The following is a 22306-nucleotide window of genomic DNA, read 5'->3' as shown; positions in this document are numbered from 1 at the left end:
ACGTATTACTTACTTGGAATCTTCACAGTCCCTTTAATATTCCGGCTTGAGATACCGCCACTACCGTCATTGCGAATGATTAGGCTGTTTGCATCTGATACATCAATATCGCCAGAACCGTCAGAAATAGTTACATTGCCTTTAACTTTTGATACGTCAATATCACCACTGCCATCGTCAACACGAACATTACCACTAATGTCATTAACTAATACAGAGCCAGAACCGTCATTTATACCAACATTACCCGTGACATGATTGATTTCAATTTGACCACTGCCATCGTTGATAGTTACAGCGCCACCAATCTCGTGAAGGTCAATTGATCCTGAACCATCGTTAATATCCACAGAGCCGTTGCTATGGTCTAGTTTAATACCACCGCTACCGTCGTTAATATTAACTGCACCATTAATGTTTGTTAGGTCGATATGGCCACTGCCATCATTGATTTTTAGGTTATTGTTTAAGTCAGAGACGGTGATTTTTCCGCTGCCATCATTGATGTCTAACATCATGCCTTTTGGCATACGTACAGTTAAGTCAATTGAGTTGTGGCTTTGGCTCCATTGACTATTATCAGTCTTTGCTACTAATCGAGCACTGCCGTTGTGATTCGCTAAAGTCAGCTTGTATTCGTTATCTTCACTGGTGGTGATAGCTGCGTCGACATGTATCGCGGTTAAACCTTCTTCACCGACAACCGTCAGACTGCCACTACCTGCATGAATGTTAAAGCCGCTCAGCGCCTTGGCGTTGTTTAGCACTAAGCTTTCTTGAGTGTGTTTTAAGTTTGGCTGTGCGCCGACAGAAATACTACAACCACTGATAAATAGAGCAGAAAGGGCGGTAACTAACGATAACTTTTTCATTTTAAATTCCATTGTTGTTATAACTCATCATTTAGCTAATTAAAGGCAACTTGCGTACCAACTTTTATTTTGTTTTATTTCAGTGTGTTAGGTTTTTTGTTTTTGGGGCTGGTGATTATGACAATTAATAATCGTCAATTTAGCCAATAATTATTTAATTTTATTGGTTAAAGATACGTTATAGCTAAGCACCTGTTTCTGCTTGTAGTTGGTCGAGGTAATGCTGCATAAATTGCCAACGTTTTTGGGCTTCATTTTTTCCAGCGTCGGTTTTCATTGTGCTGACCAGTCCTTTTAATTTGACATAAAAATGGTCGATACAATAATTTTGATCATCCAGAGTTCGTTGCTGGGCAAAAGGATCTTGCGGGTTGTACAGTTGACTGCCCCAAGTTGCGCCCAACATTAAACAACGCGATAAGCCAATTGCCCCTAATGCGTCAAGACGATCAGCGTCTTGTACGACTTCTGCCTCAATCGTTTCTGTTGCTATATTCGCAGAGTAGCTATGGGCACAAATGGCATGATGAATAGCGTCGTAATACTCGCTCGGGTAGTTAATGCTTTGTAAAAAGCTAATTGCTCGGTCAGCACTTAAGCGAGAGCCTTGGTCACGCAGCGGTGATTTCTTATCAACATTGACACAATCATGGAGCCAGCACGCGGGAAGTGTAATGGCTAGGTCAGCTTGTTCTTGCGTCGTTAAGGCGAGACCTGTTGTCACAACACGTTGAATATGAGCAATGTCGTGCGCAGGATCAGACTCCATTTGTTGCTCTACAAATTGTTGAAATTGCCCTTGCCAAGCAAGGGGGTTAAAAAGAGAGTGGATCATTTTTATTATTTACTCTTGTTGATTGAGTGGTACGGCAAGTGGTGAATCGGTCGAGTCGGTTAATTGCTGAGACAACGGTTTTTTTACTGTAACGCCAAGCTCTCGAAAGGCCTCCACTTGGCTGACTAAATTACCTTTACCTTGGCTGAGTTTTTTAAAGGCTTGCTCATAACTCTGGTTGGCACGATTGATACAATGACCGACATTGAGAAGGTCGTCACTAAATAGACGGAGTTTGTCATAAAGTTTACTGGCTTTATCGGCAATGAGTTGAGCGTTTTTATTTTGTTGATCGTAACGCCACAAGTTGTGAATAGTGCGTAAGGCCACTAACAAGTTGGTTGGACTAACCAGCATAATATTATGATTCATCGCTTCACTGATTAAGTCTGGCTGATGTTCAATAGCTAACAAAAAGGCAGGCTCAATAGGGATAAATAATAGTACATAATCTAAACTACGGATGCCTTGCAGCTGATGATAATCTTTATTACTGAGATCTTTGATATGTTGTCTTATCGAAGCGATATGTTCACGTAAGGCGAGCTGCTGTTGCTGCTCTGATTCACTATTAAAGTAACGCTCATAGCTGGTTAATGATACTTTGGAGTCGATCACAATGTCTTTTGCATCGGGTAGGTGCACGATGACATCGGGACGGAAAGTCTTTCCTTGCTCGTTTTTATGCTGACTTTGAGTGTGATACTCATGTCCTTGGCGTAAACCTGATTCCTGCAATACGCGTTCTAGGATTAACTCCCCCCAATTACCTTGTTGTTTGTTATCCCCCTTGAGGGCGCGTGTGAGGTTAATTGCATCTTGAGTCATTTGTTGATTGAGCTGTTTTAAACTATGAATCTCGTGTTGTAGCTGATGGCGTTGCTTGGTTTCGCTGTCATGACTGTGTTGCACCTGTTGTTTAAAATCGCCCAACTGGGCTTTTAATGGTGCAATAATCGAATCGATATTAGCTTGATTTTGCTTGGCAAATAGATCGCTTTTTTGTTCAAGGGTCTGCTGTGCAAGGTGACTGAACTGATTTTTTACTGCGTCATGATTTGTATTGATCAAATCAAGCTGTTGTTGATGCGCTTCGATTAATTGTGCTTTTGTGGCGCTTAACTCGCGGACTTCGGCGTAAAGCTCTAGCTTTTCTTGCTGTAGTGTATTGGCTGTGTCTTGTGTTTGTTGCAGTTGTAAGTGAAGTTTGTCGAGTTGGTCATCACATTGATTGAGTTGCTGCTCAAGTTGTTTCTTCTCGATAGTAAATAATTGCTGCTGTTGGCGTAAGCGCTCTTGCTGTGAGCGCATTCGCCATAAATACATTAATCCTGCACCCAAGAGGAAGCTAGCGATAAAGTAAGGGAGCAAGGTGAGTAGTTGTTCAGAGGAAAGCAGCATGGCAGTTTTTATAAGAGATCTGAGATAACGGGTATGTTAACGCAGATCCTTTTAATTGGTAAGAGTAGATATAAAGTGGCTCAATTGCTCACTTTCATTATCGTTATTAAAGAGAAACTTAAACCCTAACAAGTAATGGGTTTGCGCTAAGCGACGTTTAACCACTAAGCGGCACGCTAATGATAACGGTGCTGGTTGTGGAATTCTAATGATGCATTGTGGAGGGTGTGGCAATTGTTCAAAAGCTTTAACCATCGAGTTATCTGCTTCCAGCTGAATGCCTCCTTCTGATAAATTCACACTGGTAGTGCTAAAGGGGTGTTCATCGATGTTAACTTCGACTTGCACACGATAAGGATATCGAGGATGAAAGCGCCGTTCTACTTGCATTGCTTGCTCCGCTTGGTACATTGAATGCTCACCTGTTTGGTGGGTAAAGGTAAGTATATGAAACAAAACTAGCTTATGCGAATTTTGATTGGGTGATTGTTTTAATATCAATGGGTTATGTAATTGATGTGGTTGAGGGTAGTTTAAATGAGAGTCTTGGGTGCGCGATATCGCTATAAAGCATCGCAATTAATGGAGGGCAGTGAACAGGCGACTACAGTGAGTCGTATTTTTGATATCACTATGATTGTGCTAATTATTGCTAATGTTTTAGCGATTATGCTTGAGTCTGTTGCTTCTTTAGCTGAAAAGTATGGTAACGAGTTTTATTGGTTTGAGATTTTTTCGATTGTGATTTTTACCCTTGAGTATTTTATCAGGGTGTGGTCATGTCCAGAGATAAAGAATAAAGGCTATAGCGATGATTTTAAGGGGCGCTTGAAATATATCTTGTCTTTCCCTGCGTTGGTGGATCTTGCAGCTATTTTACCGTTTTATTTAACCTTTTTTATTTCTATCGACTTACGTTTCTTACGTGTATTTAGAATCTTACGAGTGTTTAAGCTGACTCGTTATTCCAGCGCCATGAATATGTTATTAAAAGTGTTAAAGGAAGAGTCGAGTGCTTTTTTTGCCGCTTTTTCAATCTTAACGATTGTATTGATTTTAACTGCCAGTGGGATCTATCTATTAGAGCATGATATTCAGCCCGAAGCGTTTGGTAGCATTCCTGCTGCGATGTGGTGGGCCACTTCAACGTTAACTACCGTTGGCTATGGTGATGTGACGCCAATAACTCCAATGGGCCGATTGTTTGGTGGTTTAATCACTGTTATTGGGATGGGGATGGTCGCACTACCAGCGGGTATCTTAGCCTCAGGGTTTTCTGCGCAATTAAAGCAAAATCGCACGATCTACCGTTCTAAGCTGATTCAATCTTATAGCGACGGTGTGCTAACTGAACAAGAGAAAGGGGATTTGGAATTATTGCGCCGTGAATTAGGTATTAATGAACATGAAGCGGAGCTTTTGCTGTTTGCTCATCGCCAGCATCAACATTCACAAGACGGAAATAAAGCGATTCACGCGCCTAAGGTCCATCAACGGTGTCCTCATTGCCATGAGAGTATTGATTAGTTCCTCACTCTATTTAAAACGAGGTGCTTTAGCTAAAGCCTGTCGGCATTAAAAATAAAAAGAAGTTTGCTGGTGGGCAAACTTCTTTTTTTATCATGAGAGCTTAGGCAGTAACTAAGCCTATTAGCGTTCGACTGATTACATTGCAGCTTGGAAGATTTGACAGATTTCTTCGTGGCTGGCTTGTTTCGGGTTAGTTAAACCACAGACATCTTTTAATGCGTTATCAGCTAATACGGGAATATCTTCAACGTTAACGTTTAATTCGGTTAAACCAGCAGGGATACCGACCGTTTGTGATAATTTTTCGATAGCAACGATGGCCGCATTAGCGCCTTCTTGAGCTGAAAGGCCTAAGGTATCAACACCCATTGCCGCAGCAATATGGCTTAAACGCTCTGGTGCAACCTGTGCGTTATAGCGCTGAACATGTGGTAATAATACGGCATTACACACGCCATGTGGTAAGTCATAGAAACCGCCTAGTTGATGAGCCATCGCGTGGACATAACCTAATGACGCGTTATTAAAGGCCATACCCGCCATGAATTGAGCGTAAGCCATTTTTTCACGAGCTTCAATGTTTTCACCATCACTGACTGCTGTTGGTAAGTAAGCTTGAATGAGTTCAATCGCTTTAATCGCAACGGCATCGGTAATTGGGGTTGCTGCTGTTGAAACATACGCTTCAACGGCATGAGTTAATGCATCCATACCTGTTGCTGCTGTTAAAGACTTTGGCATGCCAATCATTAACGAAGGGTCGTTTACTGAAAGTACGGGTGTTGTGTGCTTATCAACGATAGCCATTTTTACGTGGCGTTTTTCATCAGTAATAATGGCGAAGCGGGTCATTTCAGAAGCCGTACCAGCAGTAGTGTTAACTGCAATAAGCGGTAATTGTGGTTTGGCAGATTGGTCAACGCCTTCGTAATCCGCAATTTCACCACCGTTGCTGGCAACCAGTGCGATACCTTTCGCACAATCATGTGGTGAACCACCGCCTAAGGAGACAACAAAATCACAGCTATTTTGCTGTAATAATGCTAATCCATCATTAACATTGCTAACCGTAGGGTTTGGCTGCGCTTTGTCAAATACGACACTAGCAATGTTTGCTGTGTCTAGTAAATCGGTAAAATTCTTTACTACGCCAATTTGGTTTAATACTGCATCACTAACGATCAAGCCCTGTTTAAAGCCCTGAGATTGAATGTAGTTTACGGCTTCTTGGATACAACCTTCACCCATTAGATTAAGAGATGGCATGAAAAAAGTCGTGCTCATAGTATGTTCCTTCAATAGTAGTAATTATTTTGCGTATAAAGTAACACTACTATTGGATGGGGAATTTGATCTGGCGCAACAGTCACACCGCAATCAACCCGTCTCATCCTAAGGGATGAGTTTTGTGCCATTCCTTAGTGTGGGATAAAGGTCGCTGAGTGACCGATTTCGCAATATCAATGAAACTGCTGATGTATTCGGTGTCGGCATCGCTATCGCGAAAGCCAATATAGATATGTTTATGAACCCCTTGCTTGCCCAAGCGCAGTGACTTAATGTCAAACTGCTGCTGATATTGCTCCACTAACCACGCTGGTAATGCACTGATTCCTCGATTATTGGCAACCATTTGTACAATGATATCGGTAGTTTCAATAGTCTTATGCTTTTTAGGGTGACAATTGGCCGGCAGCATAAACTGACTGAAAATGTCTAATCGCTCGAGTTCTACAGGGTAGGTGATAAGAGTTTCATGACTCAGTTGTTGTGGTGTTACATCTTCGACTGAGGCAAGAGGATGATCTTCACTAACCACAAGGACTAATTCATAATCGAATACGGACGCGTAGGTTAACCCTCGTTTAAATAATGGGTCTGGTGTAACGAGTGCATCAATTTCATGGTTGAACAACGCACCTAGGCCACCAAATTGAAATTTTTGTTTGACGTCGACATCAACATTGGGCCATTGATTAAGGTAAGGCGAAACGACTTTGAGCAGCCATTGATAACAGGGGTGGCATTCCATACCGATACGTAAATTTCCCCGCTCACCTTTGGCAAACTGAGCCATGAGCTGCTCTGTATGCTCAAGCTGAGGTAACACGCGATTGGCGAGTGCGAGTATTGATTTACCTTCAGCGGTTAAGCGTAAGCGGCGACCATCTTTACTCCATATCTTAACGTTGAGCTGTCCCTCTAATTTTTTTATTGCATGACTTAGTGCAGACTGAGTTAAAAACAGAGCATTAGCAGCTTGAGTTAATGTGCCAAGTTGATCAACCTGTTGAATGATGGCTAAGTGAATCCGTTCAATCATGAATTGCCTAAATTTAGTGTGAGTGTTAAAAGTATGAATATAGTTCATCGAACTCTTCATTTGAACTATTATCTTTCATCATTTTAGTTTGTGAACAACTAATATAGAACGCTTGTCATATACAAAATATGCATAACCGTAATTAACAACAAAACAGCTATACAAAAGTCGCTATGTTGATATGATTGCGCCCTTATTTTTAATCGTTGTTATAGGTTGCCTGTGAGCACATCTGTTGCACTACCGTCCCCAAAAATAGAGTTTATTGCACTAATGGCTCTCATGATGTCATTAGTTGCATTTTCAATTGATGTGATCTTACCGGCGATGGGGTTGATTGAAGCTGGATTAAATTTAGCGCCGACTCAAGACGTTAAATTGATCGTCCCGGTACTGTTAATGGGAATGGGCGTAGGCCAATTATTTATCGGACCGTTATCAGATAGCCTTGGCCGTAAGCCGTTAGTGTATTTGGGTATTACAATATTCTTAATTGCGACGGCAATTTGCGCTGTTGCCACCTCCTATGAATGGATGTTAATCGGTCGCTTCATTCAAGGCGTTGGTTTAGCGGCTCCTCGAGTGTTAAGTATGGCGATTATCCGTGATCAATATGCTGGGGCATATATGGCACGAGTCATGTCATTTATTATGATGTTTTTTATTCTAGTACCGATGCTTGCGCCATTAGTTGGGCAGGGGATTTTATGGTTTGCACCTTGGCAGGCTATTTTTATCTCGATGTTAGTGATGGGCACTGTTGCGTTGATTTGGTTTGGCTTACGCCAACCTGAAACATTACAACCGCAGTATGTGAAGCCATTTCAGCTTTCAGTGTTACTGAAAACCTGCAAAGAGGTTTGTACTACCCCTGTTGCGATGGCTTACACTATGGCTTCAGGTATCGTCTCTGCGGCATTTGTTGCTTACTTATCGAGTGCCCAAGCTCTATTTCAAGACGCTTACCAGCTAGGCGAATATTTTGCGTTGTACTTTTCAGGTTTAGCTTTTGTCTTTGGCGTCGCCTCTTATGTTAATGGCAAGATGGTGGTCGCTAAGGGAATGCAATATATGGTGAAAAATGCGTTATGTGGGCTGGTTATTTCTTCTGTATGTTTTTATGCCATTGGCTTGTGGTTTCAGGGGTTACCATCACTGATGATGACAACGGTTTATTTTGTCGTGGCTTTTGCCTATATCGGGGTACTATTTGGTAACTTAAATTCGCTAGCAATGGAGCCTCTGGGTCATTTAGCTGGGACAGGTGCTGCAATCGTGGGAGCGGTATCTACGCTGGTTGCCGTTGCGGGCGCTTTTATTGTGTCAGGTTGGTATAACGCTACCGTGTTACCGTTAACAGGGGCATTTGCATTAACTAGTGTATTAGCTGGTATAATTGTGTGGTTTATAGAAAAGCGCCGAACACTCGAGTCGCAATAGGAATAGTTTAAGTGTTACTGATTATTGATAACTATGATTCGTTTACCTATAACTTAGTGCAGTATTACCAGCAACTAGGGCAAGAGGTGAAGGTTGTCAGAAATGATCAAATTACGTTAGCTCAAATTAGCGAGCTAGCACCAAAATATTTGGTGATTTCACCGGGACCATGTGACCCAGGTGCTGCGGGTATTTCACTCGCTGCGATCAAGCACTTTGCTGGTCAACTACCAATATTTGGGGTGTGTTTAGGCCATCAAGCGATTGCACAAGCGTTTGGTGGGAATGTGGTATTAGCGCACGAAGTAATGCACGGTAAGACATCGTTAATTGAGCATCGTAATAACGGGGTGTTTAAGCAATTACCTAACCCGCTGCGAGTAACACGCTACCATTCGTTAGTGGTGGAGCCAGAAACACTACCTGAATGCTTTGAAGTAACTGCCACCATCGAAGGGAAAGCTGGTATTGAAATAATGGCAATGCGCCATCAAACATTACCGATTGAAAGTGTACAATTTCATCCTGAATCGATTTTAACGGAGCAGGGTTTAGGGATATTAGCCAACTTTATTGAACAATATGAGTGATAGAGTTCATGCCGATAGGAGAAAGGTGAGTAAAGCGTAACTTTTTGTATCTCGCGGGCGCTATTGCTGGTATTTTTGAACTAACCTACATACAATTCTCTACTAATCTATTATAAAAACGATCCGTAGGAAATTTGATGAAAAACTGGCTTATTGCATCAGCTATTCTTGGGCTAGGTGGTTGTAGTGTAACTACACCAACAACCCAAGTGCCCACTTCTGTTACACCATCTGTTGAAATCCTAAACGCGAGTCAGCCTGTACTGGCCGGCGAGGCGTTAACCATGAAACAAATCATGGCTGATCCTGCTTGGATGGGCACGGCTCCATCGCGCCCAATGTGGCAAGATGATAGCGCGTCAATTTTTTATCAAATCAAACCAGTTAGCGCTGCATTATCAGACGCCTATTTTTTACCTTTAAATGGCAACGCGATAAAACTACCATTAAGTGAGCACCATCAATTGGCGCAAAGCCGTGGTGTAGTTAGCCAAGATGGCAGCCAAAAAGCGTTTATTTATAAAGGTAACCTGTTTGTTAAGGCATTACCTACTGGCGAAATCAAACAATTAACACGAGATAATTCTCAACGCGCACAGCCTTTATTTTTAAACGACGGACGCCTTTCTTTCCGTCAAGGTCATGCATTTTATGCGTTAGACCTTAATTCTGGTGTGACACAATTACTGGTTGAATTTAAATTCGCAAAAGCTCCTAAAGCTCCTAAAGCACCAACTAGCTATATTGGCGCACAACAGCATCGCTTAATTAAATATGTTGCATTACAGCAGCACAATAAAGAAGCGCGCCATCAACGCGCTGAACAATTGCAGGCTCAAAACGAAACAATTGCATCGAAACCGTATTATTTAGACCCTGAGCAGAGCTTCGTTGAAGCACAATTAAGTCCTGCTGGTGATAAGGTGTTAGTTGTCAGCCGAGATAAGAATTATCAATGGCGTGCTAAGCATGACATTATGCCGAATTACTTAGGTCAAGAAGGTTATGTAGATGCCGTACCTGCACGTGCTCGAGTTGCTGAAGACAAGCCGCCAGCACATGAATTCGTGTTAATTGACATTGCTAATACAACGCAAAGTGACATCGACCTGTCGGTACTTCCTGGCTATGACGAAGATGTACTTGCCGTAGAGAAAGCAGAAAATGCTGCTAAATTAGGCAAAAAATATCAGTCGAAGAAAGCTCCTCGTAAAATTACTTTAATGCGCGATTGGACTTGGAGCCAAAGTGCCATTGCTTGGAATGATAGCGGTTCTGAGCTAGCGATCATGTTCGAGTCTGTTGATAACAAAGATCGTTGGTTAACGCGTTACAACTTTACCCAAGGCAAATTAAATACACTACACCGTTTGCATGATGATGCTTGGGTGAATTACACATTTAATGAGTTTGGCTGGTTAAATGATGATAACAGCTTGTACTTCTTATCAGAGGAAACGGGCTATTCACAGCTATACATTCAGCCATTAAACGGTAAAGCCAAAGCGATTACTCGTGGTCAATTTGAAGTGAGCAGCTTAACGTTATCGAAAGATGGGCAACACATTTATTACAAAGCAAATAAAGCTCACCCGGGTAAATATGAAATCTATCGTGTTAACACTCAATCGTCGGTTAGTGAGCAGTTAACTAAGCTTGAAGGGATGACTGATTATCAGTTAAGCCCTGATGAAACTAAACTCTTATTAAGTCATTCAACGTTATTACAACATACTGAACTTTTTGTTAAAAACAGTGATGGAAGTGGCGCGGCTAAACGCTTAACCAACACGGTTAGTGAAGAGTTTGCTAACTACGATTGGCAGGCTCCACGCATTGTTGAAGTGCCATCAAGTCATGGCGAAGCGCCAGTGTATGCTAAGGTTTATTTACCACAAGGGTTTGATCAGTCTAAAGCTGAGCAATACCCTGCTGTTATCTTTAACCATGGTGCAGGTTATTTACAAAATTCTCATTTTGGTTGGTCGGGGTATTTCCGCGAATTCATGTTCCATAACTTGTTGGCTCAACAAGGCTATGTGGTCATGGATATGGATTTCCGCGCTTCTAAAGGTTATGGTCGTGATTGGCGAACGGCTATTTATCGCCAGATGGGCACGCCTGAAGTACAAGATTTACAAGATGGCGTGAACTATATGGCACAACACCTGCAGGTAGATAAAGATCGTGTTGGTACGTATGGTGGTTCATACGGTGGTTTTATGACATTTATGGCGCTATTTACTCAGCCAGACTTATTCCAAGCTGGTGCGGCACTTCGTCCTGTGACTGATTGGTCGCATTATAACTTTGGCTATACATCTAATATCTTGAATACGCCAAATGATGATGATATTGCTTACCGTCGTAGCTCACCAATTGAGCATGCGCAGCACTTAACCAAGCCACTATTAATTATGGCAGGTGTGCTTGATGATAATGTGTTCTTCCAAGACAGTGTGCGTTTAGTCCAGCGGTTAATTGAATTAGAAAAGCCAATGTTCGAAATGGCAATCTACCCTGTTGAGCCGCATGGTTTTAGACAGCCATCGAGCTGGTTAGATGAATATAGCCGTATTTATAAATTGTTTGAGCAAAACTTAAAAAAATAGGAAGTTGCTGTGAGTCGCTTAAAAAAATGGTTAGGGAAAGAGGAGTCACCAAAGGTGCCAGTGGTTAAGGCTCCTGTGAAAGCTCAAGCTGTGGATAGAAAAAAAAGTGGACTCAAAGCCAGTGTGATTAAAGCGGTCGAAGTTGATTACTATCGTTATTTGGTCAGTAAAGCCTTATTACTGCAACCAGAAGAAGAAAATGATAGTGAATTACCTGATGACCGTATTTTACTTGATATCGAGTTAGCGCCCGCGCTGGCTCGGCAAGCTGAAAAGCAGCAAGCAAAAGACTTATTTAACGCACTGCAAGAGCAGTTATTTAAAAATGTTGAGCACAAAGTAGAAACGCGCTTAGCCAACCTTGACCCAACAACATTGGATCGCTTTACTCCTGCTGTGAGTTTGATGGATGCGGTCAATATACTAAATACCAAAGCGGCTTCAGTAGCACGGATTAAGCCCCTGTTACTTAAGCACACTTCATTACTTAAAAACTTAATTACCACGCTTAACCGTTTAGGGATGGGAAAAAAGCATTCAGATAAAGCCCTTGAGTTAAAAGATGCGGAATTGTGTCTTAGCTCATTAGGTGTTGAAAAGTTAAGAATCTTTTTACCTTACCTAATTGTTAACGAGTTACTTAAAGACACAGGGATGAAGTTCAATCAAACATCACGTAAGTTATGGCTTCATGTACAAATTACAGCTGAAGCGTCAAAAGCTTTAGCCGCACAAGATCCTGCGGTTAATGAAAGTGAAGCTTATATGATGGCAATGCTGCATGAACTCGGCGCAATCTTTATGCTGCATTTGGTTGATGAGTGCTTTAAGGAATCTCGCAATGAAGTGAGTGCACTGGCGATGGAGCAAGGGGCTGCGGAAGTGAGTCACCAACTATCAGATATCAAGTCAGCGGTTCCGGTATTAGATAAGTTATTAGGGTTGAAGGCCCCTTTATTAAGTGCGGAGATTGCAAAGCGCTACAAGCTGAATTTCTTTATGCTTGCTAATAACCTCGAAGAGCTTTCACGAACGATGGCTTTTGATGACTTTAGTCCGATGGCTAGGATTATTGCTCAAGGGCGAGCTTACTCGGTATTTAAACAAATGTATAAAGAAAGCTTAATCGATAAAACTCAGGCCGCAGGTTTACTTAATTATTACCAATTAGACACCGAAAAAATTAAGTATTTGAATAAACAAAAATACTTAAAAGTGCCAATAATGGACGACTAAGGTCACTGTTTTTGATAAAAGTTAAAAAAATTCGCCGTTGAGCGAATTTTTTTTTCCTTTTTTCGCACTGACTGGTTAAGCATAATTTCGAGTAATTATTCGCAGATAGGAAAAGGGCATGTATTTTTATGCATATCATATATTCAAATGTAATTATTTTTTGCCATATATTCTCGCTAACCCATATTCTTTCTTATCTTACAAGGGAGACAGTATAGATAAAATCTGTGATAATCGAGCGATAACAAGTGCACAGTCGGGCTTTAGATATCGCTAAAAAAAAGCGATTTTTATGACGCTGTAGCACCTCTATAAATGAATAATAGTGCCTAACAAAAGGCCAGAATATTGAGGATTAATTCTATGTCAGAGCAAATGCAAGTAACTCGTGAATTATTTGATGAAGTGATGGTTCCTAACTATGCCCCATCAAGCATTATTCCAGTTCGAGGTCAGGGTTCTCGTGTGTGGGATCAAAATGACAATGAATTAATCGATTTTGCTGGTGGTATCGCAGTGAACTGTTTAGGCCATTGTCACCCAGCATTAGTTAATGCATTAACAGAACAAGCGCAAAAGATTTGGCACTTAAGTAATGTAATGACTAATGAGCCAGCATTACGTTTAGCGAAAAAACTAACGGATAATACCTTTGCTGATAAAGTTTATTATGCAAATTCAGGTGCTGAGTCTAATGAAGCTGCTCTTAAGCTAGCACGTCGTTGGGCGCTCGATAACCATGGCAGTGACAAAGATCAAATCATTGCATTTAAGCAAGGTTTCCACGGTCGTACATTTTTCACTGTAACTGTGGGTGGTCAAGAAGCTTACTCTAATGGTTTTGGCCCAAAACCAGGTGCTGTTGAGCATGTTGAATACAACGACCTTGAAGCATTAAAAGCGATTATGTCTGATAAGACATGTGCTGTGATGATGGAGCCTTTACAAGGTGAAGGTGGTTTAGTAAGTCCAACAGATGAATTTGCTAAAGGCGTTCGTGAGCTGTGTGATGAGCATAACGCGCTACTTATTTTTGATGAAGTACAAACAGGTGTTGGCCGTTTAGGTGCTTTATATGCGTACATGGATTTAGGCGTAACGCCAGATATCCTAACCACAGCTAAAGCATTAGGTGGTGGTTTCCCAATTGGTGCGATGATCACAACGACAGAAATTGCAAAAAGCTTAAAACCAGGTACTCACGGTTCTACTTACGGCGGTAACCCACTAGCGTGTGCTGTTGGTGAAGCAGCGTTTGATACAGTGAACACTGAAGAAGTATTAAATGGTGTTAAAGAGAAAGAAGCACAATTTCGTGAAGGCTTTGCAGCGATTAACGCTAAATACAATGTATTTTCTGAAATCCGTGGTAAAGGTCTATTGTTAGGTGCTGTACTTAATGAACAGTATCAAGGTCGAGCACGTGACTTTATGGTAGCTTCTGCTGACAACGGTTTAATGGCATTAGTTGCTGGTACTAACATTGTTCGTTTCGCACCATCTTTGGTTATTCCAAGTGAAGATATTGCTGAAGGTTTAGCACGCTTTGAAAAAGCCGTAGCTAGCATCGTAAACGCTTAAAATCTTCTATCTTTAAAAAGACGAATCATGTTAGTAACCTTGCTAGCTGATTCGTTTTTGTACCAATAGCATTAAATTAATGACCTATTTCTGTAATGCTATTGGTATCTATCTCTTTTGCTCAATTTGGAGGATCACTTATGTTGATCATTCGTCCTATTACCGAGGCTGACTATCCTGCGCTGATGCAAATCGCTCATGATTCTGGCGTTGGTTTTACTTCGCTACCAACCAATGAAACCCTGTTACGCTCACGCATTGCCCATTCCGAGCAATCGTTTGCGACAGAGACCAATCAGCCGGGTAATGAAGGCTATTTATTGGTGATGGAAGATACGGATACAGGTGAAGTGGTCGGCACAAGTGGCTTAGAATCAGCTGTTGGCTTAGAGAACGCTTTTTATCACTACCACCTTGGTAAAGTTGTACACAGCTCACAAGAGTTAAAGCTACATAACACCATTGAAACCCTAACCCTGTGTAATGATTACACGGGTGCTGCTGAGCTTTGTACCTTATTCTTAAAAGAGCAAGCGCGCGGTGGCAATAATGGTCGTGTCTTATCGCGTTTTCGCTTCTTATTTCTTGCTGAGTTTAGCGAGCGTTTTGGTCATACAGTTATTGCAGAAATGCGTGGTGTATCTGATGAAAATGGTCAGTCACCATTTTGGCAATGGCTGGAAGAGCATTTCTTTAGCATGGACTTTCCAACGGCAGATTACTTATCGGGCATTGGCAATAAAGTCTTTATCGCGGAGCTGATGCCACGATACCCAATCTACGTCAACTTACTGAGTAAAGAAGCACAGGCGGTGATAGGACTGGTTCATGAAAAAACCACAGCAGCGTTAAAATTATTAGAACGTGAAGGTTTTGTGCATCGTGGCTATGTTGATATCTTCGATGGTGGGCCAACAGTTGAGTGTGAGTTAAACCAGATTAAAGCAGTGAAAGATAGCCGTAAGGTTGTAGTAAAAATTGCTGATGTCGAGCAAGGCGGCGCTTATGTCGCATGTAACACTGATTTAAAGAACTTCCGTGCTACTGAAGTACATATTGAAGTCGATCATAATGAAAAGTTTGCCGTGATCACTCCTGAGCATGCTCATGCATTACAGGTGAAAGAAGGTGAGTTTATTCGAGTTTTAGCACTATAGCTAAATTCACACAATGAGCCAATTGAGTAACTACACTTAATTGAAGTTAAAAATTGTTTCACAGTTTGTCAGGAGAATATGCAATGTCTAACAAAATACAATTTATAAATGGACAGTGGGTTGCAGGTCAAGGTAACTCGCTAGAGTCGGTTAACCCAGCAACCAATGATGTAATTTGGCAGGGTGAAACCGCAACGCCAGCACAAGTCGATGAGGCGTTAACTGCAGCTCGTGCTGCCAGTTTTTCTTGGGCGCAATTAGGTTTTGAAAAGCGCCAAGCGATTGTTGAAAAGTTTGCTGCCTTGGTTGTTGATAACAAAGAAGTTATTGCTGAGGCTATTGCTTTAGAAACGGGTAAACCATTATGGGAAACTCGTACTGAGGCGGCGGGCATGGCAGGTAAAATTGCCATTTCTATAAAAGCCCATAATGAGCGTACTGGCACGGTTGAAAACCCAGCGCCGGGTGCGAAAGCCTTTATTCGTCATAAGCCACATGGCGTAGTTGCGGTTTTTGGTCCTTATAACTTTCCTGGTCACTTACCTAACGGACATATTGTTCCGGCATTATTAGCAGGTAACACCATTGTGTTTAAACCAAGTGAGTTAACCCCTCGCGTTGGTGAGATCACGGTACAGTTATGGGAGCAAGCAGGCCTACCTGCAGGCGTGCTTAACTTACTGCAAGGTGAAGTTGAGACCGGTAAAGCCATTGCAAACCATCAAGAAATTGATGGTCTGTTCTTTACTGGTAGCTCTAACACCGGTCACTTGTTGCATAAACAATTTGCGGGTCAGCCAGGTAAAATTCTAGCGTTAGAAATGGGTGGTAATAACCCATTAATCGTTAAAGATGTGGCTAATGTTGATGGTGCTGTTCATGACATTATTCAATCAGCTTATGTGACTACTGGTCAACGTTGCGTTTGTGCGCGTAAATTGTTTGTTGCTAAAGGCGAGGCCGGTGATGCGCTAATTGCACGTTTAATCGAAGTGACTAAAGCGATTAAAGTCGGTCATTACAACGATGAAGAACAGCCGTTTATGGGCTCGATGATTTCTGAAAAAGCCGCTCTCTCAATGGTTAAAGCGCAAGACATGCTAATTGAGCAAGGTGCTGATGTTCTTATTAAGTTAGAGCATACTGCGGGCACAGGTTTTGTTACACCGGGTCTATTAGATGTCACAAGCTTTGCTCGTGAATTACCTGATGAAGAGCACTTTGGCCCATTATTGCAAATCATTCGTTACACTGATTTTGATGAAGCGATTGAATTAGCCAATAACACCAGCTTTGGCTTATCAGCCGGTTTATTAGCAGATAACCGTGATGACTATGAATACTTCTTCGATCGTATTCGTGCGGGTATCGTTAACTGGAATAAACAAATTACTGGCGCGAGTGGCGCAGCGCCGTTTGGCGGTATTGGTGGCAGCGGTAACCACCGTGCAAGTGCTTATTATGCAGCAGATTATTGTGCATACCCGGTCGCTTCAATGGAAGCTGATGAAGTGGTATTGCCTGAGAACTTAACCCCAGGGTTAACGTTCTAATAGTGAACCCCAATGTGCTGAGCATTGGGGTTTATTTTTTTGTATAAATACAGCCATATTGATTATGGTGAAGGATTTAAAATGCATAACAATGTTAATGAATTATTTGACAATCTGTGGCAACAATATCTACAAGTAACGCCATCAGCGCAAAAAATTCATCAGTTATTGAGTCAAGGTGAAGCGATCGTGAATGACCACATTGCTTTACGTACGTTTAATTTAGCGAAAGTTAACTTAGAAGTGTTAGCTGCGCATTTCAAAGCGGTTGGCTATGAAGAGAAAGGTCAATATGACTTTGCGGCCAAAAAATTAACCGCGAAACATTTTGAGCACAGTGACCCTGACCAACCTAAAGTATTTATTAGTGAGTTACGCGTAGAAGAGTTCTCTCCAGCGCTACAAACGATTATCACAGAGCTTGTCGAGCAAGTGGACGCATCGGTAACGACAGCGGCTAACTTTGTTTACAATGGCGCACCGTGGCAAGTATCACAGCAGCAATACCAAACGTTGTTAGCTGAAAGTGAATATGCAGCATGGACTGCAGCATGGGGCTATCGTGCCAATCACTTCACAGTACATGTTAATAAGCTAAAAGGTTATCAAGATCTTGAAGCCGTTAATGACACACTAAAACAAGCGGGCTATCGCTTAAATACGTCTGGCGGTGAAATCAAAGGCTCTGAAGAGGTGTTATTAAAGCAATCTTCAACCATGGCTGATACGGCTGTTGCGAGCTTTAGTGATGGTGATTTAGACATCCCGTCATGTTTCTATGAGTTTGCTCAGCGTTATAACTTACCTAATGGTCAAGAGTACACTGGCTTTGTCGCCGCTTCTGCTGACAAAATTTTTGAGAGTACTAATACTAAATAGCTGACCTCGCGTCATTCCGGCAGTGTTTTAGCCGGGATCTTTTAAACAGTGTCGTGCTGCACAAAACCCATTCAGGACGACACTGCCTTATCTGATGTTAGTTCAACTGAAGTTAAGTAAGAGTGCATCTGCTTAACCTACTAGCGATTACTTCCCATTACTCGCCTCTGCCGCTGCTGCCAAGCGCTTACGCTCAACAATACGGCGAATCACTGGAGTAAGAATAAGCTCCATCGCTAATTTCATTTTACCACCTGGTACGACCAAGGTGTTGATGCGTGACATAAACGAACCTTCAATCATTTGTAAGTAGTATGGAAAGTCCGTTGATTCGACGCCGCGAAAGCGGATCACCACAAAGCTTTCATCAAGGCTTGGAATATCTTTAGCGCTAAATGGGTTTGATGTATCAACGGTTGGCACACGCTGAAAGTTAATATGGGTCCGCGAGAATTGCGGTGTAATATGATTGATGTAATCGTCCATACTACGCACAATCGAGTCCATCACTTTTTCACGGCTGTGACCACGATCATGGGTATCACGAATAATTTTTTGGATCCATTCTAGATTAACAATGGGCACCATGCCGATGAGTAAATCAACGTGCTGCGCCACATCATTCTCTTCGGTGACCGCACCGCCGTGTAGGCCTTCATAGAATAAGATATCACTGTCTTCAGGTAAGTCTTGAAAAGGGGTAAAAGTCCCCGGCATTTGATTGTAAGGCACCGCTTCATCAAAGGTGTGGAGATAGCGCCTGATTTGTCCGGTACCTGTTTCGGCATAGGTAGCAAACAGGTTCTCTAATAACTCAAAGTCATTGGCTTCGGGGCCAAAATACGACAGACTTTTGTTCTCTTCCTTACAGCGTCGAATGGCTAAATCCATTTCTGGACGCGTATAACGATGAAAGCTATCGCCTTCGGTATAAGCGACATTCACCCCAAGCTTTCTAAAGATATGCTTAAACGCCGTGGTGGAGGTGGACGTACCTGCACCTGAAGAACCTGTAATGGCAATAATTGGGTGAAGTTCAGACATAATGTTACCTAAATGTTAAACAAGCAGCTATATAAACAAATTATTAGGGGGAAGGTCAACCTTAACCCCACTTTATTGAGATTCTTATGCGACACCGTGACCTTTGGATGCACCCCAGATACGATACCACTGCTCGGTGGTTAAACTGAGTTGTTGTGCGGCGACGGCTGACTTCACCCGCGCTATATCACCGCTGCCTAGAATAGGGATCGGTTTCGCTGGTAGTTTTAACACCCAAGCGTAAACCACTTGTTCGATATTATCAGCGCCAATCTCTTGTTGTACTTGACTTAGTGTCTCTCGCAAGCGAATGACACTGGGTTGCTGACTATTAAAAATATCCCCGCCAGCAAGGCACGACCACGCCATCGGGCGAACATTATGTTGCTGTAAGAAATCTAAACTGCCGTCTTCTGTGGCTTGTAAATTAATTGGGTTTATTTCAATTTGGTTAGTGATCAGCGGTGCAGATAAACGAGATTGTAATAATGAAAATTGGCTGTTACTAAAGTTTGATACGCCAATATGTTTAATCTTTCCACTTTTTTGTAATGATTCAAGTACATGAGCCGTTTCATCAGCATCCATTAATAAGTCAGGACGATGGAGCAAAAAGATATCGATTTGTTCAATGCCTAACCGAGTTAATGAGTCTTCGGCTGACTGAATGATTTGTGGTAGCTGACTAAAATAATGGGCGACCGTTCCTTGGTCGGTATTACCGCCCTGAATACCGCATTTAGTGATAATTTGTAATTGCTGACGCACGCTTGGTTCAAGAGCTAATGCTTGGCCAAATAGGCGCTCACAGCTTGATTGACCATAAACAGGAGCATGGTCGACCGTTGAAATACCTAAATCAAGGTGCTGTTTTACAAAGTCTAGACATTGAGTTGGTGAAAGTTTCCATTGCGCTAAACGCCAATATCCCTGAATCATGGATGAAGTGGGCATGGTTATTACTCCTGATTTTCTTGAGCTTGATTAAACTGGGCGGCAGGGATTAAATTAACTGACTCATGAAGTTCAGAATAAACCAAAACGATCTCTTGGTTGATTAGCTGCTGCTTGAGCTGCGCGATTTTACTCGCCAGAGGCACTTCGGATTCTCCATAATCAGTGCCTTCACGTAATACATGTTCGCTTAATAGATTATCTAGGGTGTCAGGGTCAAGTTGTTGAAACGGAATTATCATAAATTTGGCTTATAACGATAGACAATAGAAAAGGCGATATCAGCACTATTATCAGGGTTAATTAGGTTTTCTATCATGGCCACTTCAAGCTGATGATTATCTATAATCCAGCGATGACCAAGGAGAAGTTCATGGCTAAGCTGGCCTAGCTGACCAAGCTTTTTCGTTGCGCCTTCGTTAAGTAGATATTGAACCACCCAAGAGCGGTCGCTGGTGGGTTGATATTCATAACTGAGCCCCAGCGTGCTAAGTTCATCTTTAAGGGGGAGCTTAAAAAAGTTTTCTGAATGAAAGCGGCTATGAGCCAACGAGGCATAGAGCTGGTGATACTCATTAAACGAGTAGTAATAATCAATCTGGCCGGCAAAGTCCCACCCACGATGTCCTGACTGTTCTTCATAATGGCTAATGTGGCCAATTGATAGCGATTGTGTTTTATCTTGATAGAGATTTTTAGAAATATAAAACTCTACCGCTCGTGAGAATATATTGTTTTTGAAGCCTGTTTCGTTGATGTCATAGTCGCGAAACCAGTAAGTATATTGATGCTTAGGCACACGGTCACGGCCGTTTTGCGATAGGCCGAATGCTTTATGAAAACTTAAGGTTAGCTGGTCTAACTTGACCAAGTTGGTATTACGTTGGGTAAAGGCCAGCTCCGTTTTTAAGCCGTATTGCCATTCACGCTGCCACCCCAGTTGATAGTCAGAGGTATAGTAATCCATTGAATACTCATCGGAATGAGTCCAGATACTCGCTGAATTGATATAGGCCCAATAGCTATTATGAGGAACATTCTCGCGTCTAGGGTCTCTGATTTTAACTGAATAGCGCAAGCTTTGAATTGGCGATTGTGTTCTTATTTCAAAAGGCCCCGCGCCGGGAAGGGGAGTGGCTGTCGTTCTTGGAGCTACGTCGGCAGATGCTGTTTGAAAGTAAAGTAATGCAACAATTAAAAGTATTAACCTCATGAAGGGGTCCTTGGTAGTCATGATGTTTAAAAAGCAGCATCTAATTGCTTGAAAAACTCAGCAATACGCTGCTCAATATAAAACTTAGGACGCCATGGGTATTTACCTTCAATAAAGCCTACGTGACCACCTTTGGCACATAGCTCATACTCAATGTTATTGGATAGTTGTGAGTGTTCTGGGATCACCGCATGTGTCATAAATGGATCATCAGCAGCATGCAGGATTAAACTCGGTACGGATATAGTCTTTAAGTATTGCATCGCACTGGACTTTTGATAGTAATCGTCAGCATTATCAAAGCCATGCAATGGGGCAGTCACGAGTTGATCAAAGGATTTAAAGTTAGTGATTAAATTTAAGTTGTGACCACATAAAATATGCTGGCTTAGCTCGGGCATTTGTTGCAACTTCTTCTTTAAATTACGTTTCATGCGCTTGAGTAAGTGAGTTTGATAAACTCGCGAAAAGCCAGTCTTTAAGCGCTTTTCACAGGCGGATAAATCCAATGGTGGGGAGATAGAAACAGCTGCAGTAATCAGTGAGTCATCCTGATATTTACCTAAATACTTTAATAGCATGTTGCCCCCTAAGCTATAGCCTACAGCGTAAAGTCGGGCTTTTGGGAAGCGCTTAGTTAAGTATTCAATAAAAAAACGAGGGTCGTCGGTTTCACCAGAATGATAAGCTCGTGGTAAACGATTGGGTTCACCGGAGCATCCGCGAAAATGCATCATCACACCGGGCCACTGATGTTGCTTGAGTGATTTGAGCAAGCGGTAGGCGTAATGAGACTTTAATGAGCCTTCTAAACCATGAAAAAGGACAACTAAGGGACCTTGATAATCTTGGTTGATTTCATCGGTCCAGACCAAGTCGACAAAGTCACCATCATCTAATTCGAGACGTTGATTGGTTCCTAGAGGCTTATTACGGCTGGTTAATAGATCGGCAAAAATAGTTTGAACGTGCGGATTGCGCGCCCACCATGCTGGCTTAAACTTACTTGGCTTGTGCATAACGGATCAGTACAACATCAATAAATCTTAAAACGAAGTTATAATATAGCAAATTTTGTCAGCTAAG

Annotated in this window: 20 protein-coding genes; 9 read left to right on the top strand and 11 right to left on the bottom strand. The window is 42.0% G+C overall.

What is annotated here, in order from left to right:
- Positions 1–5: 5 nt before the first annotated feature.
- From Q8W26_RS06705 to Q8W26_RS06690, 4 genes are all read right to left on the bottom strand, one after another.
- Positions 6–872 carry a hypothetical protein gene (locus Q8W26_RS06705; RefSeq protein ID WP_101214410.1) on the bottom strand — a complete coding sequence of 289 codons (867 nt, stop codon included), beginning with the start codon at positions 870–872 and terminating at the stop codon, positions 6–8.
- A 184-nt stretch (positions 873–1056) separates the two neighbouring features.
- Complete coding sequence (locus Q8W26_RS06700) at positions 1057–1707, bottom strand: HD domain-containing protein (protein WP_101214409.1); 651 nt, start codon at positions 1705–1707, stop codon at positions 1057–1059.
- A gap of 9 nt (positions 1708–1716) precedes the next feature.
- The gene (rmuC, locus tag Q8W26_RS06695; RefSeq protein WP_305472846.1) at positions 1717–3033 is read right to left on the bottom strand and encodes a DNA recombination protein RmuC; all 1317 of its coding nucleotides are present in this window, start codon (positions 3031–3033) and stop codon (positions 1717–1719) included.
- A gap of 126 nt (positions 3034–3159) precedes the next feature.
- Positions 3160–3564, bottom strand: a complete 405-nt coding sequence (locus Q8W26_RS06690) for a PilZ domain-containing protein (protein ID WP_153071496.1) — start codon at positions 3562–3564, stop codon at positions 3160–3162.
- Positions 3565–3645: 81 nt separating this feature from the next.
- On the opposite strand from Q8W26_RS06690, the gene Q8W26_RS06685 reads away from it, so the two are divergent.
- Positions 3646–4635 (top strand): ion transporter, encoded by a 990-nt coding sequence (locus Q8W26_RS06685; RefSeq protein WP_101214406.1) that lies wholly within the window; start codon positions 3646–3648, stop codon positions 4633–4635.
- Positions 4636–4773: 138 nt separating this feature from the next.
- Here the strand turns inward: Q8W26_RS06685 and yiaY are convergent, their stop codons facing one another.
- Positions 4774–5922, bottom strand: coding sequence for an L-threonine dehydrogenase (gene yiaY, locus Q8W26_RS06680; protein WP_101214405.1), 1149 nt, complete (start codon positions 5920–5922; stop codon positions 4774–4776).
- Positions 5923–6025: 103 nt separating this feature from the next.
- Positions 6026–6961 (bottom strand): LysR family transcriptional regulator, encoded by a 936-nt coding sequence (locus Q8W26_RS06675; protein WP_101214404.1) that lies wholly within the window; start codon positions 6959–6961, stop codon positions 6026–6028.
- Positions 6962–7183: 222 nt separating this feature from the next.
- Here Q8W26_RS06675 and Q8W26_RS06670 point away from each other — a divergent pair, with 222 nt between their 5' ends.
- From Q8W26_RS06670 to Q8W26_RS06635, 8 genes are all read left to right on the top strand, one after another.
- Positions 7184–8401, top strand: a complete 1218-nt coding sequence (locus Q8W26_RS06670) for a multidrug effflux MFS transporter (protein ID WP_153071495.1) — start codon at positions 7184–7186, stop codon at positions 8399–8401.
- Between the two features lie 11 nt (positions 8402–8412).
- The gene (locus Q8W26_RS06665) at positions 8413–8991 is read left to right on the top strand and encodes an aminodeoxychorismate/anthranilate synthase component II (RefSeq protein ID WP_101214402.1); all 579 of its coding nucleotides are present in this window, start codon (positions 8413–8415) and stop codon (positions 8989–8991) included.
- A 137-nt stretch (positions 8992–9128) separates the two neighbouring features.
- The gene (locus Q8W26_RS06660; protein WP_101214401.1) at positions 9129–11603 is read left to right on the top strand and encodes a prolyl oligopeptidase family serine peptidase; all 2475 of its coding nucleotides are present in this window, start codon (positions 9129–9131) and stop codon (positions 11601–11603) included.
- Positions 11604–11612: 9 nt separating this feature from the next.
- Entirely contained in the window at positions 11613–12839 is a 1227-nt protein-coding gene (locus Q8W26_RS06655) for an HDOD domain-containing protein (RefSeq protein WP_101214400.1), read from the top strand.
- A 375-nt stretch (positions 12840–13214) separates the two neighbouring features.
- On the top strand, positions 13215–14420 hold the full coding sequence (locus tag Q8W26_RS06650; RefSeq protein ID WP_101214453.1) for an aspartate aminotransferase family protein: 1206 nt from the start codon (positions 13215–13217) through the stop codon (positions 14418–14420).
- A 140-nt stretch (positions 14421–14560) separates the two neighbouring features.
- Positions 14561–15577, top strand: coding sequence for an arginine N-succinyltransferase (gene astA, locus Q8W26_RS06645; protein ID WP_101214399.1), 1017 nt, complete (start codon positions 14561–14563; stop codon positions 15575–15577).
- An 83-nt stretch (positions 15578–15660) separates the two neighbouring features.
- Entirely contained in the window at positions 15661–17130 is a 1470-nt protein-coding gene (gene astD / locus Q8W26_RS06640) for a succinylglutamate-semialdehyde dehydrogenase (protein ID WP_101214398.1), read from the top strand.
- Between the two features lie 81 nt (positions 17131–17211).
- On the top strand, positions 17212–18009 hold the full coding sequence (locus Q8W26_RS06635) for a DUF1338 domain-containing protein (RefSeq protein WP_101214397.1): 798 nt from the start codon (positions 17212–17214) through the stop codon (positions 18007–18009).
- A gap of 147 nt (positions 18010–18156) precedes the next feature.
- Here the strand turns inward: Q8W26_RS06635 and Q8W26_RS06630 are convergent, their stop codons facing one another.
- The 5 genes from Q8W26_RS06630 to Q8W26_RS06610 form a co-directional block, all read right to left on the bottom strand.
- Positions 18157–19053 carry a phosphoribulokinase gene (locus Q8W26_RS06630; protein WP_101214396.1) on the bottom strand — a complete coding sequence of 299 codons (897 nt, stop codon included), beginning with the start codon at positions 19051–19053 and terminating at the stop codon, positions 18157–18159.
- Positions 19054–19137: 84 nt separating this feature from the next.
- The gene (locus tag Q8W26_RS06625) at positions 19138–20007 is read right to left on the bottom strand and encodes an aldo/keto reductase family oxidoreductase (RefSeq protein WP_101214395.1); all 870 of its coding nucleotides are present in this window, start codon (positions 20005–20007) and stop codon (positions 19138–19140) included.
- A 5-nt stretch (positions 20008–20012) separates the two neighbouring features.
- Positions 20013–20249 (bottom strand): YheU family protein, encoded by a 237-nt coding sequence (locus Q8W26_RS06620; RefSeq protein WP_101214394.1) that lies wholly within the window; start codon positions 20247–20249, stop codon positions 20013–20015.
- On the bottom strand, positions 20246–21220 hold the full coding sequence (locus Q8W26_RS06615) for a DUF3187 family protein (protein ID WP_305472838.1): 975 nt from the start codon (positions 21218–21220) through the stop codon (positions 20246–20248). The genes Q8W26_RS06620 and Q8W26_RS06615 overlap by 4 nt, the downstream gene beginning before the upstream one ends.
- A 26-nt stretch (positions 21221–21246) precedes the next feature.
- Complete coding sequence (locus Q8W26_RS06610) at positions 21247–22239, bottom strand: hydrolase (protein ID WP_101214392.1); 993 nt, start codon at positions 22237–22239, stop codon at positions 21247–21249.
- Between the last annotated feature and the right edge of the window lie 67 nt (positions 22240–22306).

Source organism: Psychrobium sp. 1_MG-2023, from assembly GCF_030689115.1.
Classification (GTDB): domain Bacteria; phylum Pseudomonadota; class Gammaproteobacteria; order Enterobacterales; family Psychrobiaceae; genus Psychrobium.
This window is presented reverse-complemented; position numbering and strand designations above follow the sequence as displayed.